The following is a 17,732-nucleotide window of genomic DNA, read 5'->3' on the forward strand; positions in this document are numbered from 1 at the left end:
ACGCGTGAAGTACTACATCAGCACCGGCTATCTCGACACCACCGAGATCGTCGAGATCGCCAAGGTCGCTGACGACCTCGGTTACGACGGACTCGGAATCCCCGAGCACGTCGTCAATCTGGAAACTCTGGCCACGCCGTACCCGTACACGAAGGACGGGCGACGACGGTGGGAGCCGTTCACCGACTGGCCCGACCCGTGGGTGCTGATCGGTGCGCTCGCCCAGGTCACGACGCACCTGCACTTCGTCACCACCGTGTACGTGCCCGCACTGCGCGATCCGTTCGTCGCCGCCAAGGCGATCGGCACGGCGGCGCTGTTGTCGGGCGGCCGCGTCGAGCTCGGCGTCGGAGTCGGTTGGTGCGCCGAGGAATTCGAGCTTCTCGGTGCGGCGTTCGCCGATCGGGGCAAGCGCACCGAGGAGATGCTCGCGCTGATGCGGGCGTTGTGGTCGCCGGGCTGGACCGAGTTCGACGGCGAGTTCTACCACCTACCGCGGCTGGAGATGTCGCCCGCGCCACCGCACATCCCGGTCTGGGTCGGCGGACTGAGCGACATCGCGCTGCGCCGCGCCGCCCGCTACGACGGCTGGGTGGGCGATCTGGTCACCACCGAACGCGCCGTCGCGATAGCACAGCAGCTGCGGCAGTACCGTGCCGAAATCGGGCTCCCCGTAGACGATTTCGCGATTCTGGCCCCTCTGGTCGACGCGTTCTCACCCGACGACTACGCTCGCGCTGAGCAGGGCGGGGTGACGCACATCTTGACGATGCCGTGGATGTTCTACACCGGGGCTGACGCCACGCTCGCCGAGAAGGTCGACGGCATGAAGCGGTTCCGCCGAGACCAGGGGTTGGACCGTCAGCGGTAGTAGATGTCGAGCGTCTGCACCAAGCCGTTGTCGTTGAGCGTGAAGATGTCGACGGTATGCACGGTGGTGTCGTCGTTGAGAGGGCTGGTCCCTTCCAATTGCGCCACTTCGACATTGCCCTGCTCGATACTGCGCGCCAGCGTCATCCGCACCTGCCCGGCGAAGATCACGTCGGCGTGAAAGTCGGCGATCTCCGTGTGCCCGTGGTCGGCGCCCACCGGGTGCGTCAGTGTGGCGTCTTCGGCGAAAAGCGCTAGCAATGCGGACGTATCGGCGTTGTTGACGGCTTCGACGTACCGTTCGGCCACGCTCATGCGTCCTCCAGTCCCCGACGGCATGCCGCCTACTGCGGCACGTGAACTACCCGCACCCAATGTAGCGTCAGACGTCGCGCCATAGAGCCATCGATGCCGACTTGCGACCATACGTCATTATGCTCGACGTATGGTCGGTCGTGGCGAAGCTCGCGCCTGATGCGCACGCACGGCTGGTCCGGGTCCGCGCCCGCCAGCGACGAGGAGGCCGTCGCGCGCATCCTCGCCGCGGCCAGCAACGCGATCGACACTCACGGCGCCGACATCAGCATCGCCGACGTGGCCCGCACGCTCGGCGTGACCAGGCAAACGGTGTATCGCTACTTCCCCAGCACCGACGCGCTGCTGGCCGCGGCCGCCACCAACGCCGCGATGGGCTATCTCGACAGGCTGGCCAATCACATCGCGGGCATCAACGATCCCGCCGAAGCCGCGGTCGAAGGTATTGCCACCACACTGGAATGGCTTCCGCACGACAAACACATCGGTCTTCTGCTGGGCCCCGACCGGGCGAGCGCATTCAGCGCTGACGTCACCTCCGACGTCGCTTTGGAGTTCGCCCGCACCATGCTCGGCCGGTTCGACGTGGATTGGGCCGCCGCCGGATTCACCGATGCCGAGCTCGACGAGCTGGCCGAGCATCTGCTGCGCATCATCCAGTCGTTCGTGATCGACCCCGGACGGCCGCCGCGCACGGGCGCGAAGCTGCGCCGCTATCTGCGCCGCTGGGTGGCGCCGGCGCTCTCCGCGAAGGACGCCCTGAACGCCTGACAGCAACGTTGGCCAACTGCCCCCATCGCGCGCGGAATGGCGGTTATATGGTGACTGGCCAGTCGAGGACGGGGGCGACAATGAAGCGACTCAGCGGTTGGGACGCGATGCTGCTGTACAGCGAGACGCCCAACGTGCACATGCACACGATCAAGGCCGGCATCATCGACGTGTCCGGATTCGACGGCACGCCCGACATCGACACGTTCCGCGAGATCCTGCGTCACCGCCTGCACAAGCTCGACCCGCTGCGATTCCAGCTCGTCGACATCCCGTTCAAGTTCCACCACCCAATGTGGCGCGAGCACGTCGACGTCGACCTCGACTACCACGTTCGGCCGCTGCGGCTGCCCAGCCCGGGCGGTCGTCGCGAGTTCGACGAGGCCGTCGGCGAGATCGCCAGCACGCCGCTGGACCGCAGCAAGCCACTGTGGGTGATGTATTTCGTCGACGGACTCGCCGACGGCAACGTCGCGGTCGTCAACAAGGTTCACCACGCTCTGGCCGACGGCGTAGCCTCGGGCAACTTGATTGCCCGCGCGATGGACATGTGGAACGGCCCCGACGACGACGGCACGTACGAAACCGATCCTGCCCCAAGCCGATCCGAGCTCATCAACGCTGCGTTCCGCGATCATCTCCGCCAGATCGGGCGCATCCCGGGCACCGTCAGGTACACCGCTGAGGGCATCGGCCGGGTGCGTCGCAGCTCGCGCAAGGTCTCCACGCTCACCCGGCCGTTCACTCCGCCACCGACATTTCTGAACCACGCCCTCACTCCCGAGCGCCGGTTCGCCACCGCCGCGCTTGCGCTCGACGACGTCAAGGAAACCCGCAAGGAGCTGGGCGTCACGATCAACGACGTGGTGCTGACGATCGCGACCGGAGCAGTGCGCAAACTGCTGCTGAAGTACGACGGCCACGCGCCCGGGCCGCTGCTGGTGTCGGTGCCGGTGAGCATCGACCCGGACCCAAACCGCATCTGGGGCAACAAGTTCACCACGCTGTCGGTCGCGGCGCCCACGCACATCAGCGATCCCGTGCAACGCGTCCACGAGGTGCACGCCGCTGCGCAGTCTGCCAAGGAGGCCCACCACCTCATGGGGCCTGAACTGTTCGGGCGGTGGGCGGCCTACTTCCCGCCGGCTCCTGTCGAGCTGATGTCGCAACGGCTGGCGCGCAGCGAAAAGCCGACGAAACTGCTCAATTTCGCGGTGTCCAACGTTCCCGGTCCGCGTGAACGTGGCACGGTGGCGGGTGCGGTGGTGCGTGAATTCTATTCCGTCGGTCCACTCATCGCCGGCAGCGGGCTGAACATCACGGTGTGGAGCTATGCGGATCAGCTCAGCATCTCGGTGCTCACCGATGGCGCCACTGTCGACGATCCGCATGAGGTGACCGAAGCGATGGTCGACGACTTCCGCGAATTACGCCGCGGTGCAGGGCTTTCCGAGCAGCTCACCCCACTGGCCAACGCGCTGTAGTCGCGTTCCGCGAGCGTGCGTGTCTGCCCACCGACACGCCGTGTCGTGGTGTGCAAGACCGCACGCTCGCGGCGCCCGAACGTGCGCCGCCGTCACACGACGGTCAACGGCAGCGAGCGGCGCGGCTCGAACTCGAACGTGGCGCCGCGGCTGACCTTGGCCACCGACACCTCACCGAACTCCGGTGCCGGCTCGTCGCGCCGGACGACGCGCGCTGACCACTCGGTGTCGGACCCGTTGACCTCGACGTCGAGGTACGGGTCGACCGCCCGGACAATCGCTTGCAGCGGTCGAGCTTCCGCCGGCGTGCACAACGCGATCCACGCCCCGTCGTCGTGGGCCGGTGACCGACGAACCCGCACGGTGTCGGCACTGAACTCCGCACCGACGTAAGCGGCGGGGTTGAACAGCGGATGCAGTTCGAGGACACGCAGCACCGGCACGTCCAGCGCCCGGTGGATGCGTTCGGCGGCCACGCCCGCGATGCCGATCAGCTGCTTGGTGCAGATCTCCCGAGCCTGCTGTTCGTCGCGCGCACGTTTGCCTACCGCAAGCACGAACGACAGGTTCAGCAGATGCATTTGCAGACACACCTCGTCGGCGATGCGCACCAACGCCGAATGGGAGAAGGCGCCGAAGTCGAGATCCGACACCAGCGGCCCCGAGTAGTCGGCCTGTCCGTCGTCGTCGGGATCGATCTGGTCGAGATCTATTGTGGCTGCGCTTTTTTGGCTGATCGTCGCCAGAGCCGGATGGTCGGGCACCGGTGGATACGAATCGTCGATGACGACGGTCCACCGGCAGTGCGGGTGCCGGTCAGCCGGCACGCGCGGCGGCCGGTGCACCGGGCGGATCTGGGCCTTGCGGTTGGTCGCCACCGCGGTCGCGTCGAACGTGGGGTCTTCGATGTCGTGGCACATGCCGCGCACGTATTCCTCGCCCATCGGCTCGACGTCCAGCAGCGCCCCGCAGTGGTCGAGGTGGAATTCACCGTGCCAACGGTCGTGAACCGTGTATCGGAAATCCATGAACTGCGGAGGGGCACCGATGTCGAGCTGAAGGCCCTTGAAGATCGTGATGACGTCGTCGCCTTCGTAGCGCAGCGCCTTCTGCATTCGCTTGGTGTAGATCGGGCTGGACCCCATCCACTCCTCGATTGCGATCTGCAACATCTCCGGACGGCCGAAAGCCTGGATGCACCAGGCCATTCCGGATCTGTCGATCAGTTGCCCGATCAGCAACAGCTCCGGTACCAAGCGGGCGAGCTCGTTGCGGCTGAGGCTGGCGTACCTACTGGTCATCGAATGTCTTGCCGGTGTGCATCTTGACCGCCGCGTTCACGTTGGCCTTCTTGTCGACGCCTTCGCCCTTCTCAGCGGCCTTCTTGTGCTTGGCGATCACGCGTTTGACCACGCCGTTGAACCCCGAGCCGCGCGGGAATCCGAGGTAGTGCGTGAGGAAGATCGACATTTCCAGCAGCTCGTGCTCGGTGAGCTCACCGTTCTGCAGCGCCGCATTGACCTGGATTTCGGCCAGGCTCTGTTCGCCGAGCGCGGTCACCACCGACAGAGTCATTATTCGCTTGTCGCGCATCGACAGCCCCGGCCTCGTCCAGATGCTGCCGAAGAGGTGCTCGACGGTGAGGTCGAAGAACTCGTCGCCCTGCACGTCGGGCATCTCCCAGCCGTAGACCTCGTTCATCTTCTCGAGGCCCTTGCGGCGCAACTCGTCCATGGTCACTCCTTCGATCCAGACTCGGCGGTGTGCGGCACACCAAGTCCTTCGGCGAGTCGTTGCAAAGCAACTTCCGCCAGCGGCAGATCGACGTCGACCGCGTCACCCAGCGCCAGCGCCAGACTGAGATCCTTCTCACCCAGTCCGCGGGTGTGAGTGAACGCGTCGTAGAGCCAGTGGTCCGGTGGCAACGGCTTCATGTCCTCGCGCACCATGATCGCCCCCGGTCCACCGGTGAGCGCGTCGGTGTGACGGACCACCCGGCCCAGCGCCTGCAAGCTCAGACCCGACGCTTCGGCAAGCTTCATCGCTTCGCAGGCTGCCGCATAGGAGGTGAACGTCAACATGTTGCGCGCCAACTTCATTCGAGTTCCGGCACCCGGCTCGCCGGCGTGGATCACCAGCGATGCCCATTGCTTGAACACCGGCTTGATCCGCTCATAGACATCGCGCTGGGCACCGACCATGGTGGCCAACTCACCCTTCTCGGCCGCTCCCCCGCCACCGCTCACCGGGGCGTCGACGATGTGGATGCCTTGCGGCTCGAGCTCTCTGGCGAGCTCCACCGCGGTCACGTCGCTGATGGTCGAATGGATGGCGATCACACTGCCGCGCTTGGCGTTCCGGGACAATTCACCCACCACGTCGCGCACCTGTTCGTCGTTCAGCACCGTCACGCTGATGACGTCGGCGGCCGCCACGTCGGCAAGGCTGTCAGCCGCCTGAGCTCCCGCCTCGACGAACGGGGTCATCGCCTCGGCGCGAACGTCGTACACGATCAGTCCGCCCGGCCAGTCGACCAGTCGCCGAGCCATCGGCGCGCCCATGTTGCCCAGACCGATGTAACCCAGTTTCGGTGTGCTGTTCTGCTCCTCGCCACTCATTTGCGAGCTCCTCACGACCGAATGATCTGGCCGCCGTCGACATTGAAGATCTGCCCGGTGATCCACGACGCTTGATCGGAGAGCAGAAACAGACACATGCCCACCAGATCCTCAGGAGTGCCCATGCGGCTCAACGGGATTCCCTTGACGATGTCGGCCACCATCTCTTGTGGCGTGGTGGTCCTGGTGGCCTCCGTGTCGATAGGGCCCGGTGCAATCGCGTTGATCCGGATGTTCATGCCGCCCAGCTCACGCGAAAGCTGTTGAGTCAGACCGTTGATGCCGACCTTGGCCAGCCCGTAGTAGTTCGAGTACAGCCACGCCGCGGTCGACGACTGGTTGACGATCGCACCGCCGCCCCGCTTGGCCATCTTCTTGTACACCGCGCGGGTGCACACCAACGCGCCGTCCAGGTTCACGCTCATGAACTTCTTGTAGTAGTCCCAGTCGACGGTGATCAGGAAGTCGAGCTTCATGCCGCCGTAGATGGCGGCGTTGTTCACCAGGTAGTCGATGCCCCCGAACTCGGCCAGCGTGCGGTCGGCCATCGCCTTGGCCGACTCGGTGTCCGATACGTCGACGGGCACGTGGATGGACGTGCCGCCGTCGGCGACGATCTGCTTGGCCACCCGCTCGCCGGCTTCGGTGTTGATGTCGGCCACCACCACGGCGGCGCCTTCACGCGCCAACGCCTCGGCGTAAGCCTGGCCGATGCCGCCGCCCGATCCGGTGACGATCGCGACCTTGTTGTCGAACCTCATCTACTTCCTCTCCTGCCGAGTGTGGACTTGATCCGCGCCGATTGCGAGGTTGCGTGGATCAACAAGACACTCGGCGCTAGACGGCCTCCGCGACGAGCTTGGTCTCCAGGTATTCCTCGAAGCCGGCCAGTCCCATCTCGCGGCCGATCCCGGACTGCTTGTAGCCGCCGAACGGTGCGTCGCCGGAGTACCACACTCCGCCGTTGACGTTGATGGTGCCGGTCCGGAATCGCGACACCACCCAATTCACGCGTTCGGGATCGGCGCCGAACACCGTGCCGGACAAGCCGTACGGAGAATCGTTGGCGATGCGGACCGCGTCGGCGTCGCCGTCGTGTGGCAGCACCACGAGTACCGGCCCGAAGATCTCTTCGCGGGCCACCCGGGCGTCGTTGGTCAGGCCAGTGATCACTGTGGGCTCGATGAAGAACCCCGCCGACTTGTCAGCGGGCCGACCGCCACCGCAGGCGAACGAACCCCCTTCGTCGCGTGCGAGATCCAGGTATCCCTGGACCCGGTCGCGCTGCTTCGCCGAGATCAGCGGCCCGCAGATGGTCGACGGATCCGTCGGGTCACCGGGCGCCAGCCCCGCCATCGTTCCTGCCGCCACCGCCACGGCCTCGTCGTAGCGATCACGCGGCACCACCAGCCGGGTGGTGATTGCGCAGCCCTGCCCGGCGTGGGTGGCAACCGTGAACGCGGCCACTGCACATGCGCTGTTGAGGTCGGCGTCGTCGAGCACCAAGAACGCCGACTTGCCGCCGAGTTCGAGGAAGACCTTCTTGATGGTCTGCGCGGCGGCGGCCATTACGGCCCGGCCTGTGGCGGTGGAGCCGGTGAATGACACCAGGTCTACGCGGGGATCCTCGGACAGTTGCGCACCCAGCCGGTGATCGCTGGACGTCACGATGTTGACGACACCGGGCGGAATGTCGGTCTTCTCCTTGATGATTCGACCGACCTCAGCCGCACACCATGGGGTGTCCGGCGCCGGCTTGAGCACCACGGTATTGCCGGCGGCAAGGGCGGGTCCCAGTTTGGCGAAGTTGATCTGGTGCGGGAAGTTCCATGGCGTGATGGCGCCGACGACGCCGAACGGCTCCCGCACGATGGTGCGCTTGGTCTTGATTCCCAGCGGCGATGCCAACCCGAGATCTTGTGTCCACGAATAAGTTTCAGCCGTCTCGATGGCGAACGCGAGATCGTCGACCGGACCCTGCAGCTGAGCACTGTGGGTGAGGGCCACCGGAGCGCCGACCTCCGCGACCGTGATTTCGCGCAGCAACTCGATTTCGTCATTGAGCGCGTCACGCAATTGGCGCAGGCAGTGCACGCGCAACTCGACGTCGCGCGACCAGTCGGACTCGTCGAACGCGGCCCGGGCGGCCCCGATTGCACGGTCCATGTCAGCCGCATCGGCATCGGCAGCCTCACCCAGCGGCTCCTCGGTGGCCGGGTTGACAGTGGTGAAGGTGCCCCCGCCGGCGCCGACGAGTTCGCCGTCGATCAACAGCTCGGTCACCTTCGTCGCCGATGTGGTCATTGTCAGAATTCCCCCTGGACAGGTGTCTGCTAACGCTGGTTCGGACAGTAGTTGCCTGACCCGGCAAAGGCAAGGGCGGGAGCTACGAAGGAGCGGCTGCGACCACAAAAATCCAGCTGAACAGCCCGATAGAGGCCGTGCTTGTGTATGCAAGCGATCGTGCTATATCTTGGACACATGTCCAGTCAAGCGCTCACCGCCGTCACAGATCTGGGCGCTCGCCGACGCAATCGCCGCCAAGAAGAAACCATCCGCAAGGTGCTCGACGCCGCGGTCCAGATGTTGCGCGAGACGTCGTACTCGGAACTCACCATGCGCGCCGTCGCGGCTCGGGCGGGCGTGGCGCCCGCCACCGCATACACCTACTTCTCGTCGAAGAACGCGTTGATCGCCGAGGTGTATCTGCGCCTGGTCCGCGAGGTGCCGATGTTCACCGACGTGAACCAGACCACCCAGGAACGAGTGACCGCCCAGCTGCGCGAGCTCGCGCTGTTGGTTGCCGACGAACCCGAGCTGGCGGCCGCGGCCACCACCGCGCTAATGGGCGACGAACCCGAAGTCAAAGTGGTGCGCGACAAGATCGGTGCGGAGGTGCGCCGGCGCATCGCGTCTGCACTGGGTCCGGGTGCGTGGCCGGAGGTGCTGACCACGCTGGAGATGATTTTCTACGGCGCGCTGGTGCAGGCCGGCACCAAGTCGCTGACCTACTACCAGATGGCCGACCGGCTCGACAGTGTGATCGGGCTGATCATGGGAGGGGCCGAGTGACGCAAACCGCCTCAGACGCAGTCGTTTTCAATCCCTACGACTACGACTTCCACGAGGACCCGTATCCCACCTACCGACGGTTGCGCGACGAGGCGCCGCTGTACCGCAACGACGAACTCGACTTCTGGGCGCTGTCGCGGCACAAGGACGTACTGCAGGGCTTCCGCAATACCAACGAGCTCTCCAACGTGTACGGCGTGTCGCTGGACCCCATCTCCCGCACGCCGCACGCCCACCGGGTGATGTCCTTTCTCGCACTCGACGACCCGGCACACTTGCGGCTGCGCACACTGGTGTCAAAAGGCTTCACTCCCAGGCGCATCCGCGAACTCGAGCCACGGGTCACCGAACTGGCGGTGCAGCATCTCGATTCGGCTCTGCAGGCCGAAAGCTTCGACTACGTGACGGAATTCGCCGGCAAGCTGCCAATGGATGTGATTTCGGAGCTGATGGGCGTGCCGGAATCCGACCGCGCCGACATCCGCGCGCTCGCCGACGGTGTGCTGCACCGCGAAGAAGGCATCGCCGACGTGCCGCCCTCGGCGATCGAGTCGTCCGTCACGCTGATGACCTACTACGCCGACATGGTCAAGCAGCGCCGGGCCAAACCGACCGACGACCTGACGTCCGCGCTGCTGGAGGCGGAGATCGACGGGGACCGGCTCACCGACGAAGAGATCATGGCGTTTCTGATGCTCATGGTGGTCGCCGGCAATGAAACCACCACCAAATTGCTGGCCAACGCCGTTTACTGGGGACACAAGAACCCCGACCAACTCGCGCCGGTATACCAGGATCATTCGCGTATTCCGCTGTGGGTCGAGGAAACCCTCCGCTATGACACGTCGAGCCAGATTCTCGCCCGCCACGTGGCCGAAGACCTGACGCTGTACGACACCACCATTCCGGCCGGCGACACGCTGCTTTTGTTGCCCGGCTCCGCCAATCGCGACGACAGAGTGTTCGACGCCCCCGACGAGTACCGGATCGGTCGCGAGATCGGTTCCAAGCTGGTCAGTTTCGGCAGCGGCGCGCACTTCTGCCTCGGCGCACACCTCGCCCGCATGGAGGCCCGGGTAGCCCTCACCGAATTGTTCAAGCGCATCAGCCACTACGAGGTCGACGAAAACGGGGCTGTGCGAGTGCATTCCAGTAATGTCCGCGGGTTCGCGCACCTGCCGATCAGGGTGGAGACCAACTGATGCCCAGATTCGAGCCGCATCCCGAACGGCGCCCCACCATCGTCGCCGGTGCCTCGTCGGGCATCGGTGCCGCGACCGCCGTCGAACTCGGCCGGCGCGGATTTCCGGTGGCGCTCGGTGCCCGGCGCGTCGACAAATGCGACGAGATCGCCCGGCAGATCCGCGCCGACGGCGGCGAGGCGATCGCTCTTCCGCTCGACGTCACCGACCCGGAGTCGGTCAAGGGGTTCGTGCACCGGGCCACCGACGAGCTGGGCGACATCGAAGTTCTGGTCGCCGGCGCAGGTGACACCTTCTTCGGTCGGCTACACGAAATCAGCACCGACACTTTCGAATCCCAAATCCAGATCCACCTGATCGGCGCCAATCGGTTGGCCACGGCCGTGTTGCCCGGGATGGTCGAACGCCAGCGCGGCGACGTGATCTTCGTCGGCTCCGATGTCGCGTTGCGTCAACGGCCGCACATGGGGGCGTACGGCGCGGCCAAGGCGGCATTGATCGCTATGGTCACGAACTTCCAGATGGAACTGGAGGGCACTGGGGTGCGGGCATCAATCGTGCATCCCGGACCGACGAAAACCGGTATGGGATGGAGTCTTCCGCCCGAATCAATCGGTCCGATGCTCGAGGACTGGGCCAAGTGGGGACAAGCCCGCCATGACTATTTCCTGCGTGCGTCAGATCTGGCGCGGGCGATCGCGTTCGTCGCCGAAACGCCGCGCGGCGGCTACATCGTGTCCATGGAGGTGCAGCCCGAGGCGCCGCTGGCGAATGCGAAAGAACACCAGCAGCTCAAATACCCGGATTCGGAGTCGTGATGACAAGCCAAGAGCTGAAAGAAGTCCCACGCGTTTCAGGTGGTGAGGAAGAACACGGCCACCTCGAGGAGTTCCGCACCGACCCGATCGGGCTGATGCAGCGGGTCCGCGACGAGTGCGGCGACGTGGGCTGGTTCCAGCTGGCGGGCAAGCACGTGATCCTGCTGTCCGGCGCGGAGGCCAACGAGTTCTTCTTCCGCTCGTCCGACGAGGAACTCGACCAGGCCGAGGCCTATCCGTTCATGACGCCGATCTTCGGCAAGGGCGTGGTCTTCGACGCCAGCCCCGAACGCCGCAAGGAGATGCTGCACAACTCTGCGCTACGCGGCGAACACATGAAGAGCCACGCCACCACGATCGAGCGCGAAGTGCGCCGCATGATCGAAAACTGGGGCGACACAGGTGAAATCGACCTGCTCGACTTCTTCGCCGAGCTCACCATCTACACGTCGACCGCATGCCTGATCGGCCCGAAGTTCCGCAATCAGCTCGACTCTCGGTTCGCGCGTTACTACCACCAACTCGAGCGCGGCACCGATCCGCTGTGCTACGTCGATCCGTACCTGCCGATCGAAAGCTTCCGCATCCGCGACGAGGCCCGTAAGGGCTTGGTGGATCTGGTGCAGCAGATCATGAACGACCGCATCGCGAACCCGCCGGCCGACAAGAGTGAGCGCGACATGCTCGACGTGCTGGTGTCGATCAAGAACGAGGACGGGAGCGCCCGGTTCTCGGCCGACGAGATCACAGGCATGTTCATCTCCCTGATGTTCGCCGGCCACCACACCAGTTCGGGCACCGCGTCGTGGACGCTGATCGAATTGCTGCGTCACCCCGACGTGTACGCGCAGGTGATCGAGGAGCTCGACGATCTCTACGCCGACGGTCAAGCGGTGAACTTTCATGCGCTGCGCCAGATTCCCAAGCTCGAGAACGTGCTCAAGGAAACGCTGCGGCTGCATCCGCCGCTGATCATTCTGATGCGGGTGGCCAAGGGCGAGTTCGAAGTTCAGGGTTTCCCGATTCACGAGGGCGATCTGGTGGCCGCGTCGCCAGCGATCTCCAACCGGATTCCCGAGGACTTCCCCGAACCCGACGTGTTCGACCCCGACCGCTACGAGAAGCCGCGCCAAGAGGACCTGATCAACCGCTGGACATGGATTCCGTTCGGCGCCGGCCGGCACCGCTGCGTGGGCGCAGCATTCGCCACCATGCAGATCAAAGCAATCTTTTCGGTGCTGTTGCGCGAGTACGAGTTCGAGATGGCACAGCCGTCAGAGAGCTACCGCAACGACCATTCGAAGATGGTGGTGCAGCTGGCCCAGCCCGCCAAGGTCCGCTACCGCAAGCGAGGGTGAAGAGGTCTCGATGGGCTACCGGATCGAGGTTGACCTGGACCTGTGCCAGGGCCATGCGATGTGTGAAGTCGAGGCGCCCAACTACTTCAAGGTGCCCAAGCGCGGACAGGTGCAAATCCTCAACGACCGTCCGCCCGAAGAAGATCGAGGCGAAATCGAACAAGCCGTCTGGGCCTGCCCCACCCAAGCGTTGTCCATCCGAGAAGAGGAAGACTGATGCCGTCATTGCCCCGTGAGCAGTTGGAGGAGTTCGTCGAGAAGTGGCTCGAGGCCAACCGCGAAGCCGAACGCAAAGGTGACTGGCGCGGCCTCGCCGACTTCTACACTGAAGACGCCACGTACGGCTGGAACATCGGCCCCAAAGAAGACGTGATGTGCGTCGGGATCGACGAGATCCGCGACATCGCGCTCGGCCAGGAAATGGAAGGCCTGGAGGGCTGGAGGTACCCGTATCAGCGGGTGATCATCGACGACAAGATCGGCGAGATCGTCGGCTTCTGGAAGCAGGTCGCGACGAGTGCGGACGGAACCGACCAGGAGGTCTACGGCATCGGCGGCAGCTGGTTCCGGCTCACCGACGCCGACGAAACCGTCAAGATCGAATGGCAGCGCGACTTCTTCGACTTCGGTCATGTCTCGGCCCTGTACATGGATTTGATCAAAGCGGGCAAGCTCAGTGCGGGCATGCAGAAGCGCATCGAACGCGGCCTGTCCGGTGAGAGAGTGCCGGGATACTTCCCGCTCGGAAAGGCACCGGTACCCATCTGGTGAGCCAACCACCCGGTTGGCCCCTATGTGAGCCACCTAACTACGCTGTCGCTGGAAAGTACGTACACCGCGTTTGACTGAAAGCAGGACTCGGATGAAGACCAAAGGCGCTCTCCTCTGGGAGTTCAACCAACCGTGGTCGATTGAGGAAATCGAGATCGGCGACCCGGTCAAGGACGAAGTCAAGATCCAGATGGAAGCGTCGGGCATGTGCCACTCCGACCACCACCTGGTCACCGGCGGCATCCCGATGGGCGGCTTCCCGGTGCTCGGCGGACACGAGGGTGCCGGCGTCGTCACCGAGGTCGGCCCCGGCGTCGAAGACATCGCGCCCGGCGACCACGTCGTGCTGTCGTTCATCCCGTCGTGCGGCCGGTGTCCGTCCTGTCAGGCGGGGATGCGCAATCTCTGCGACCTGGGCGCCGGTCTGCTGAACGGCGCAGCGGTCTCCGACGGCACCTTCCGCATCCAGGCCCGCGGCCAGAACGTCTTCCCGATGACGCTGCTGGGCACCTTCTCGCCGTACATGGTGGTGCACAAGAGCTCGGTGGTGAAGATCGATCCGTCTATTCCATTCGAGGTCGCCTGCCTGGTCGGCTGCGGTGTCACCACGGGTTACGGGTCGGCGACGCGCTCGGCCGACGTGCGCCCCGGCGACGACGTCGCGATCGTCGGTGTAGGCGGGGTCGGCATGGCCGCGCTGCAGGGTGCGGTCAACGCCGGTGCACGCCGCATCTTCGTGATCGACCCGGTGGAGTGGAAGCGCGACCAGGCGCTGAAATTCGGTGCGACGCATGTGTATCCGGACATCGAATCCGCATTGGGCGGCATCGCCGAGGTGACCTGGGGGCTGATGGCTCAGAAGGTGATCGTGACGGTCGGTGAGCTGCACGGTCAGGACATCGACAACTACGTCAACATCACGGCCAAGGGCGGCACCTGTGTGCTGACGGCCATCGGCAGCCTGCTCGACACCAACGTCACGCTGAACCTGGCAATGCTGACCCTGATGCAGAAGCGGGTGCAGGGCACCATCTTCGGTGGCGGCAACCCGCACCACGACATTCCCCTGCTGCTGTCGATGTACAAGGCCGGCAAGCTCAATCTCGACGACATGATCACCCGGCAGTACAAGCTGGAGCAGATCAACGAGGGCTACCAGGACATGCTGGACGGCCGCAACATTCGCGGCGTGATCCGCTACACCGAGGCCGACCGGTAGGCCACCCATGCCGGCTCCGGTCCGTGTGTTTCAGGTGGCGTCGGGCAACGTCGGCACCGAGATGATCAAGCGGATCACCAAGCACCCGGACCTGGAACTGGTGGGGCTGCATTGCTACTCCGCCGATAAGGTCGGCCGCGATGCCGGAGAGATCGCCGGCATCGGGCCGATCGGGGTGACAGCCACCGGCTCCGTCGACGACATCGTGGCGGCCAAGCCGGATTGTGTGACGTTTCACGGGGTTTGGCCCGATGTCAGGCTGTACGAAAGAGCGCTCGAGGCGGGCATCAACGTGGTGACCACCGCCGACTGGGTGACCGGACACCACCGCAACACCAATCACCGGATGGCCGACGGGCGCACCGAAGCGCAGGTTTTGCAGACCGCGTGTGAGCGGGGCGATGCGACGTTCTACGGCACCGGCATGAATCCCGGTCTGGCCCAGATTCTGACGATCGTGCACTCGGCCGACGTGGCCGACATCGAGAAGGTGACGTGCATCGAGTCGGTGGACGTCTCATGCCACCACTCGGCGCCGACCTGGGCGAACTGCGGCTACGGCCGCCCGGTCGACGATCCGGAAGTGCCTCGCATGCTCGAGCTCGGCACCCGGGTGTTCGAGGACGGCGTGCGGATGATGGCGGACTGCCTCGACATCGAACTCGACGAGGTGGTCTTCGAATTCGAACTGGGCGCCTGCACCAAAGACGTCGATCTTGGCTGGTACCAGCTGCCCACGGGATCCGTTGGCAGCAGCTCCTTTTCGTACGTCGGCAAGGCAGCCGGCGTGCCGCGCGTCGAGCTGCGCCTGGAGTGGCAGATGACTCCGCACACCGAACCGCACTGGGACATCCAGGGCTGCTACATCACCAAGATCGACGGCGACCCCGTGATCTACAGCAAGCACATGATCCTGCCGAAGCCGGGAACCGACTTCAGCTCGCCGGAGGCGTTCGCATCCATCGGTATGACCGTCACCGGGATGCCTGCGCTCAACGCGATCCGCGCCGTCGTCGACGCACCTGCCGGCATCGTCACCAGTGCCGACCTTCCGTTGCGCGCCTTCGCCGGCCGATTCGCCGCGAGATGACCTCGGTGGCACCGCGAACGTGACTCCAGCGCGAAAATTCGGCCGAGATTTCGCGTTGAGCGCACGCTCGGCGAACCAGTTCCCGCATCTGCTGGCGCCCGGCCGGATCGGCACGATGACCGTGCGCAACCGGTTGGTGATGTCGCCGATGGAGACGATGTACGGGACTCCCGACGGGCTGCCCTCGACACGCACGCGTGACTACTTCGCGGCTCGTGCCCGCGGCGGCGTCGGCCTGATCACGGTGGGCGCCACAGGGATTGATCCACTGCACCCGGAGACTCCCGGCGGTTTGCATCTGGGTACCGACGCTGCGGTGGCCGCGCACCGCGCGTTGGTGGACGCCGTGCACGAACACGGTGCAAAGATCCAGCCGCAAATTGTGCACGCCGGTCCCGACGGACTCGGCCCAGAGATGCACGGGGTGACGTCACTGGGGCCGTCGGTGATCCCGTCATATTTGACTGGGCGCCCCTCGGCGGAAGCCACCCCGAAGCAGATCGTCGAAATCATCGACCTCTTCAAGGCCGCTGTGCGGCGCGCCGTGGAGGCGGGCTACGACGGCATCGAACTCCACGCCGCACACGGTTACATGTTCCTCGGCTCTTTTCTTGCGCCACAGCGCAATCGGCGCACCGACGAGTATCGCGGTGATTCGGTGAGAGGCCGGATTCGGGTCGTGCTCGAAACGCTCGCAGCGATCCGCGCCGAGGTCGGCAACGACTTCCCGATCACCTTGCGCATTTCCGGTTACGAGCGGGTGGCCGGCGGCCGACCGATCTACGACACCGCGTTGATCGCACCGCAATTGGCGACGGCCGGCGTGGACGCATTCCACGTCAGCGGCGGCGTGATCGACCGGCTGGTCACCGGAATGGTCAACAGCGCCGACGACGGCGACGCGCTGAACGTCGGCGCCGCTGCAGCCGTGCGACAGGTGGTGGACGTGCCGGTGATCGCCGTGGGCCGCATTCACGATCCGCGCCGTGCCGAGCGGATTCTCGCCGAGGGTCACGCCGACTTCATCGCGATGGGCCGACCGCTTCTGGCCGACGAGCAACTACCGGCCAAGCTGCAGACCGGCCGCGCGGACCGCATCCGGTATTGCATCTCATGCGAGAACTGCATCGACGCAATGGAGCAACGCTTTTCGGTGGACTGCGCGGTCAATCCACGCACCGGCAAGGAGCGGGAGCTCAGCATCGATCGCGCACCACGCAGCAAGCGCGTCGTGGTGGTCGGCGGCGGTCCGGCCGGCCTGGAGGCCGCACGTGTCGCCAGCGAACGCGGCCACCGCGTCACGCTGTTCGAACGCAACCGGCAGCTCGGCGGCGCGCTGCTGTGGGCGTCGATATTGCATCCCGAAAACGAGCCGTTCCTGCGGTATCTGCGTCGCGAGATCGCCGACGCCGCAGTCGACGTGCAGCTAGGCCACGCCGTGGGAACTGCTGACGTCGTCGGGGCAGCGCCGGACGCGGTGATCGTCGCGACCGGCGGCAAGGTGGTCACGCCGTCGATCCCCGGTGCGGATCTACCTCATGTCACCACTGGGCCGATGCTGCGAGAACTGCTTGCCGGACAATCCAATCCGGCGCAGCCGCGGTGGCAGCAGCTCGGTGCGAAGGTGCTGTCCGGATGGGGGCGACATCTTGTCCGGCCTGATCTCGTGCGGGCAGCGACCCGTGCGTGGATGCCGCTGGGACGCCGGGTCGCGATCGTCGGCGCCGACCTGGTGGCGCTGGAACTGGCCGAGTTCCTTGCGGCCCGCGGACGGCTGGTGACGGTGCTGGAGGGGGGAACGGCGATCGCGCCGGAGATCGGCAACAAACGCAAGACCGAGCACATGGACCGGCTTGATCGACTCGGCGTCACCGTGCACGTGCGTTCACCGGTCACCCGAATTACCCGCAGCGGGTTGGTGTTTCAGCCCGCGGCCGGCTCGCCGCGCGAGCTCGAGGCGGACAATGTCGTGCTGGCCGGATCGCTGACGCCCGACACGTCGCTTCACGACTCGCTGACGGCTGCGCTGCCGCACCTGACGGTCAGCGCTGCCGGCGACTGCACGGGACTCGGCCTGATTCGTAAGGCCACCGAAGACGGCGCACGGGCAGCCTGTGCCATCTGAACTGTCGAAAGAAAGGTGA

At 65.3% G+C, this 17,732-nt stretch carries 18 protein-coding genes; 12 read left to right on the plus strand and 6 right to left on the minus strand.

All coding sequences use genetic code 11. The features are described from left to right. Positions 1-4: 4 nt before the first annotated feature. On the plus strand, positions 5-871 hold the full coding sequence (locus AC5Y4N_RS02935; protein WP_499906931.1) for a TIGR03619 family F420-dependent LLM class oxidoreductase: 867 nt from the start codon (positions 5-7) through the stop codon (positions 869-871). Here the strand turns inward: AC5Y4N_RS02935 and AC5Y4N_RS02940 are convergent. After that, the gene (locus tag AC5Y4N_RS02940) at positions 862-1,185 is read right to left on the minus strand and encodes a nuclear transport factor 2 family protein (RefSeq protein WP_499906933.1); all 324 of its coding nucleotides are present in this window, start codon (positions 1,183-1,185) and stop codon (positions 862-864) included. The two genes, AC5Y4N_RS02935 and AC5Y4N_RS02940, sit on opposite strands and share 10 nt — an antisense overlap. 159 nt (positions 1,186-1,344) lie before the next feature. On the opposite strand from AC5Y4N_RS02940, the gene AC5Y4N_RS02945 reads away from it, so the two are divergent. Next, on the plus strand, positions 1,345-1,956 hold the full coding sequence (locus AC5Y4N_RS02945; protein ID WP_499906935.1) for a TetR/AcrR family transcriptional regulator: 612 nt from the start codon (positions 1,345-1,347) through the stop codon (positions 1,954-1,956). A gap of 80 nt (positions 1,957-2,036) precedes the next feature. Continuing rightward, positions 2,037-3,440 (plus strand): WS/DGAT/MGAT family O-acyltransferase, encoded by a 1,404-nt coding sequence (locus AC5Y4N_RS02950; protein ID WP_499906937.1) that lies wholly within the window; start codon positions 2,037-2,039, stop codon positions 3,438-3,440. 92 nt (positions 3,441-3,532) lie between these two features. Here AC5Y4N_RS02950 and AC5Y4N_RS02955 read toward each other — a convergent pair whose 3' ends face one another. The 5 genes from AC5Y4N_RS02955 to AC5Y4N_RS02975 form a co-directional block, all read right to left on the minus strand. Beyond that, entirely contained in the window at positions 3,533-4,741 is a 1,209-nt protein-coding gene (locus AC5Y4N_RS02955) for a hypothetical protein (RefSeq protein WP_499906939.1), read from the minus strand. Continuing rightward, complete coding sequence (locus AC5Y4N_RS02960) at positions 4,731-5,174, minus strand: carboxymuconolactone decarboxylase family protein (protein WP_499906941.1); 444 nt, start codon at positions 5,172-5,174, stop codon at positions 4,731-4,733. Before AC5Y4N_RS02960 ends, AC5Y4N_RS02955 begins: the two co-directional genes overlap by 11 nt. Before the next feature lie 2 nt (positions 5,175-5,176). Beyond that, positions 5,177-6,058 carry an NAD(P)-dependent oxidoreductase gene (locus AC5Y4N_RS02965; protein WP_499906943.1) on the minus strand — a complete coding sequence of 294 codons (882 nt, stop codon included), beginning with the start codon at positions 6,056-6,058 and terminating at the stop codon, positions 5,177-5,179. Positions 6,059-6,069: 11 nt separating this feature from the next. After that, complete coding sequence (locus AC5Y4N_RS02970; protein ID WP_499906945.1) at positions 6,070-6,819, minus strand: SDR family oxidoreductase; 750 nt, start codon at positions 6,817-6,819, stop codon at positions 6,070-6,072. A 76-nt stretch (positions 6,820-6,895) separates the two neighbouring features. After that, complete coding sequence (locus AC5Y4N_RS02975; protein WP_499906949.1) at positions 6,896-8,362, minus strand: aldehyde dehydrogenase; 1,467 nt, start codon at positions 8,360-8,362, stop codon at positions 6,896-6,898. A 177-nt stretch (positions 8,363-8,539) separates the two neighbouring features. Between AC5Y4N_RS02975 and AC5Y4N_RS02980 the strand changes: the two genes are divergently transcribed. From AC5Y4N_RS02980 to AC5Y4N_RS03020, 9 genes are all read left to right on the plus strand, one after another. Next, a complete protein-coding gene (locus tag AC5Y4N_RS02980) occupies positions 8,540-9,130 on the plus strand; it encodes a TetR/AcrR family transcriptional regulator (RefSeq protein ID WP_499906951.1) in 591 nt (196 codons plus the stop codon). Beyond that, the gene (locus AC5Y4N_RS02985; protein WP_499906953.1) at positions 9,127-10,332 is read left to right on the plus strand and encodes a cytochrome P450; all 1,206 of its coding nucleotides are present in this window, start codon (positions 9,127-9,129) and stop codon (positions 10,330-10,332) included. The genes AC5Y4N_RS02980 and AC5Y4N_RS02985 overlap by 4 nt, the downstream gene beginning before the upstream one ends. Beyond that, complete coding sequence (locus tag AC5Y4N_RS02990; RefSeq protein ID WP_499906955.1) at positions 10,332-11,150, plus strand: SDR family oxidoreductase; 819 nt, start codon at positions 10,332-10,334, stop codon at positions 11,148-11,150. The genes AC5Y4N_RS02985 and AC5Y4N_RS02990 overlap by 1 nt, the downstream gene beginning before the upstream one ends. Next, positions 11,150-12,508: a lanosterol 14-alpha demethylase gene (gene cyp51, locus AC5Y4N_RS02995; protein ID WP_499906957.1), complete on the plus strand. Its 1,359-nt coding sequence runs from the start codon at positions 11,150-11,152 to the stop codon at positions 12,506-12,508. The genes AC5Y4N_RS02990 and cyp51 overlap by 1 nt, the downstream gene beginning before the upstream one ends. A 10-nt stretch (positions 12,509-12,518) precedes the next feature. Beyond that, positions 12,519-12,725, plus strand: coding sequence for a ferredoxin Fdx (fdx, locus tag AC5Y4N_RS03000; protein WP_499906960.1), 207 nt, complete (start codon positions 12,519-12,521; stop codon positions 12,723-12,725). Beyond that, positions 12,725-13,279, plus strand: coding sequence for a nuclear transport factor 2 family protein (locus tag AC5Y4N_RS03005; RefSeq protein ID WP_499906962.1), 555 nt, complete (start codon positions 12,725-12,727; stop codon positions 13,277-13,279). The genes fdx and AC5Y4N_RS03005 overlap by 1 nt, the downstream gene beginning before the upstream one ends. A 91-nt stretch (positions 13,280-13,370) precedes the next feature. Then, positions 13,371-14,498, plus strand: a complete 1,128-nt coding sequence (locus AC5Y4N_RS03010; RefSeq protein WP_499906964.1) for an NDMA-dependent alcohol dehydrogenase — start codon at positions 13,371-13,373, stop codon at positions 14,496-14,498. A 7-nt stretch (positions 14,499-14,505) separates the two neighbouring features. Next, entirely contained in the window at positions 14,506-15,588 is a 1,083-nt protein-coding gene (locus AC5Y4N_RS03015; RefSeq protein ID WP_499906966.1) for an NAD(P)H-dependent amine dehydrogenase family protein, read from the plus strand. A 55-nt stretch (positions 15,589-15,643) separates the two neighbouring features. Further along, positions 15,644-17,713, plus strand: coding sequence for an FAD-dependent oxidoreductase (locus AC5Y4N_RS03020; protein WP_499906968.1), 2,070 nt, complete (start codon positions 15,644-15,646; stop codon positions 17,711-17,713). Positions 17,714-17,732: the final 19 nt, after the last annotated feature.

It is taken from the genome of Mycobacterium sp. NGS19 (assembly GCF_059813155.1).

Coding starts and splice junctions, on each gene's coding strand:
- AC5Y4N_RS02965 (WP_499906943.1), bottom strand. CDS start 6,058: ATGAGTGGCGAGGAGCAGAACAGCACACCGAAACTGGGTTACATCGGT.
- AC5Y4N_RS02975 (WP_499906949.1), bottom strand. CDS start 8,362: ATGACCACATCGGCGACGAAGGTGACCGAGCTGTTGATCGACGGCGAA.
- AC5Y4N_RS02955 (WP_499906939.1), bottom strand. CDS start 4,741: ATGACCAGTAGGTACGCCAGCCTCAGCCGCAACGAGCTCGCCCGCTTG.
- AC5Y4N_RS02945 (WP_499906935.1), top strand. CDS start 1,345: ATGCGCACGCACGGCTGGTCCGGGTCCGCGCCCGCCAGCGACGAGGAG.
- cyp51 (WP_499906957.1), top strand. CDS start 11,150: ATGACAAGCCAAGAGCTGAAAGAAGTCCCACGCGTTTCAGGTGGTGAG.
- AC5Y4N_RS02940 (WP_499906933.1), bottom strand. CDS start 1,185: ATGAGCGTGGCCGAACGGTACGTCGAAGCCGTCAACAACGCCGATACG.
- AC5Y4N_RS03010 (WP_499906964.1), top strand. CDS start 13,371: ATGAAGACCAAAGGCGCTCTCCTCTGGGAGTTCAACCAACCGTGGTCG.
- AC5Y4N_RS02960 (WP_499906941.1), bottom strand. CDS start 5,174: ATGGACGAGTTGCGCCGCAAGGGCCTCGAGAAGATGAACGAGGTCTAC.
- AC5Y4N_RS03015 (WP_499906966.1), top strand. CDS start 14,506: ATGCCGGCTCCGGTCCGTGTGTTTCAGGTGGCGTCGGGCAACGTCGGC.
- fdx (WP_499906960.1), top strand. CDS start 12,519: ATGGGCTACCGGATCGAGGTTGACCTGGACCTGTGCCAGGGCCATGCG.
- AC5Y4N_RS02990 (WP_499906955.1), top strand. CDS start 10,332: ATGCCCAGATTCGAGCCGCATCCCGAACGGCGCCCCACCATCGTCGCC.
- AC5Y4N_RS02970 (WP_499906945.1), bottom strand. CDS start 6,819: ATGAGGTTCGACAACAAGGTCGCGATCGTCACCGGATCGGGCGGCGGC.
- AC5Y4N_RS02950 (WP_499906937.1), top strand. CDS start 2,037: ATGAAGCGACTCAGCGGTTGGGACGCGATGCTGCTGTACAGCGAGACG.
- AC5Y4N_RS03005 (WP_499906962.1), top strand. CDS start 12,725: ATGCCGTCATTGCCCCGTGAGCAGTTGGAGGAGTTCGTCGAGAAGTGG.
- AC5Y4N_RS02980 (WP_499906951.1), top strand. CDS start 8,540: ATGTCCAGTCAAGCGCTCACCGCCGTCACAGATCTGGGCGCTCGCCGA.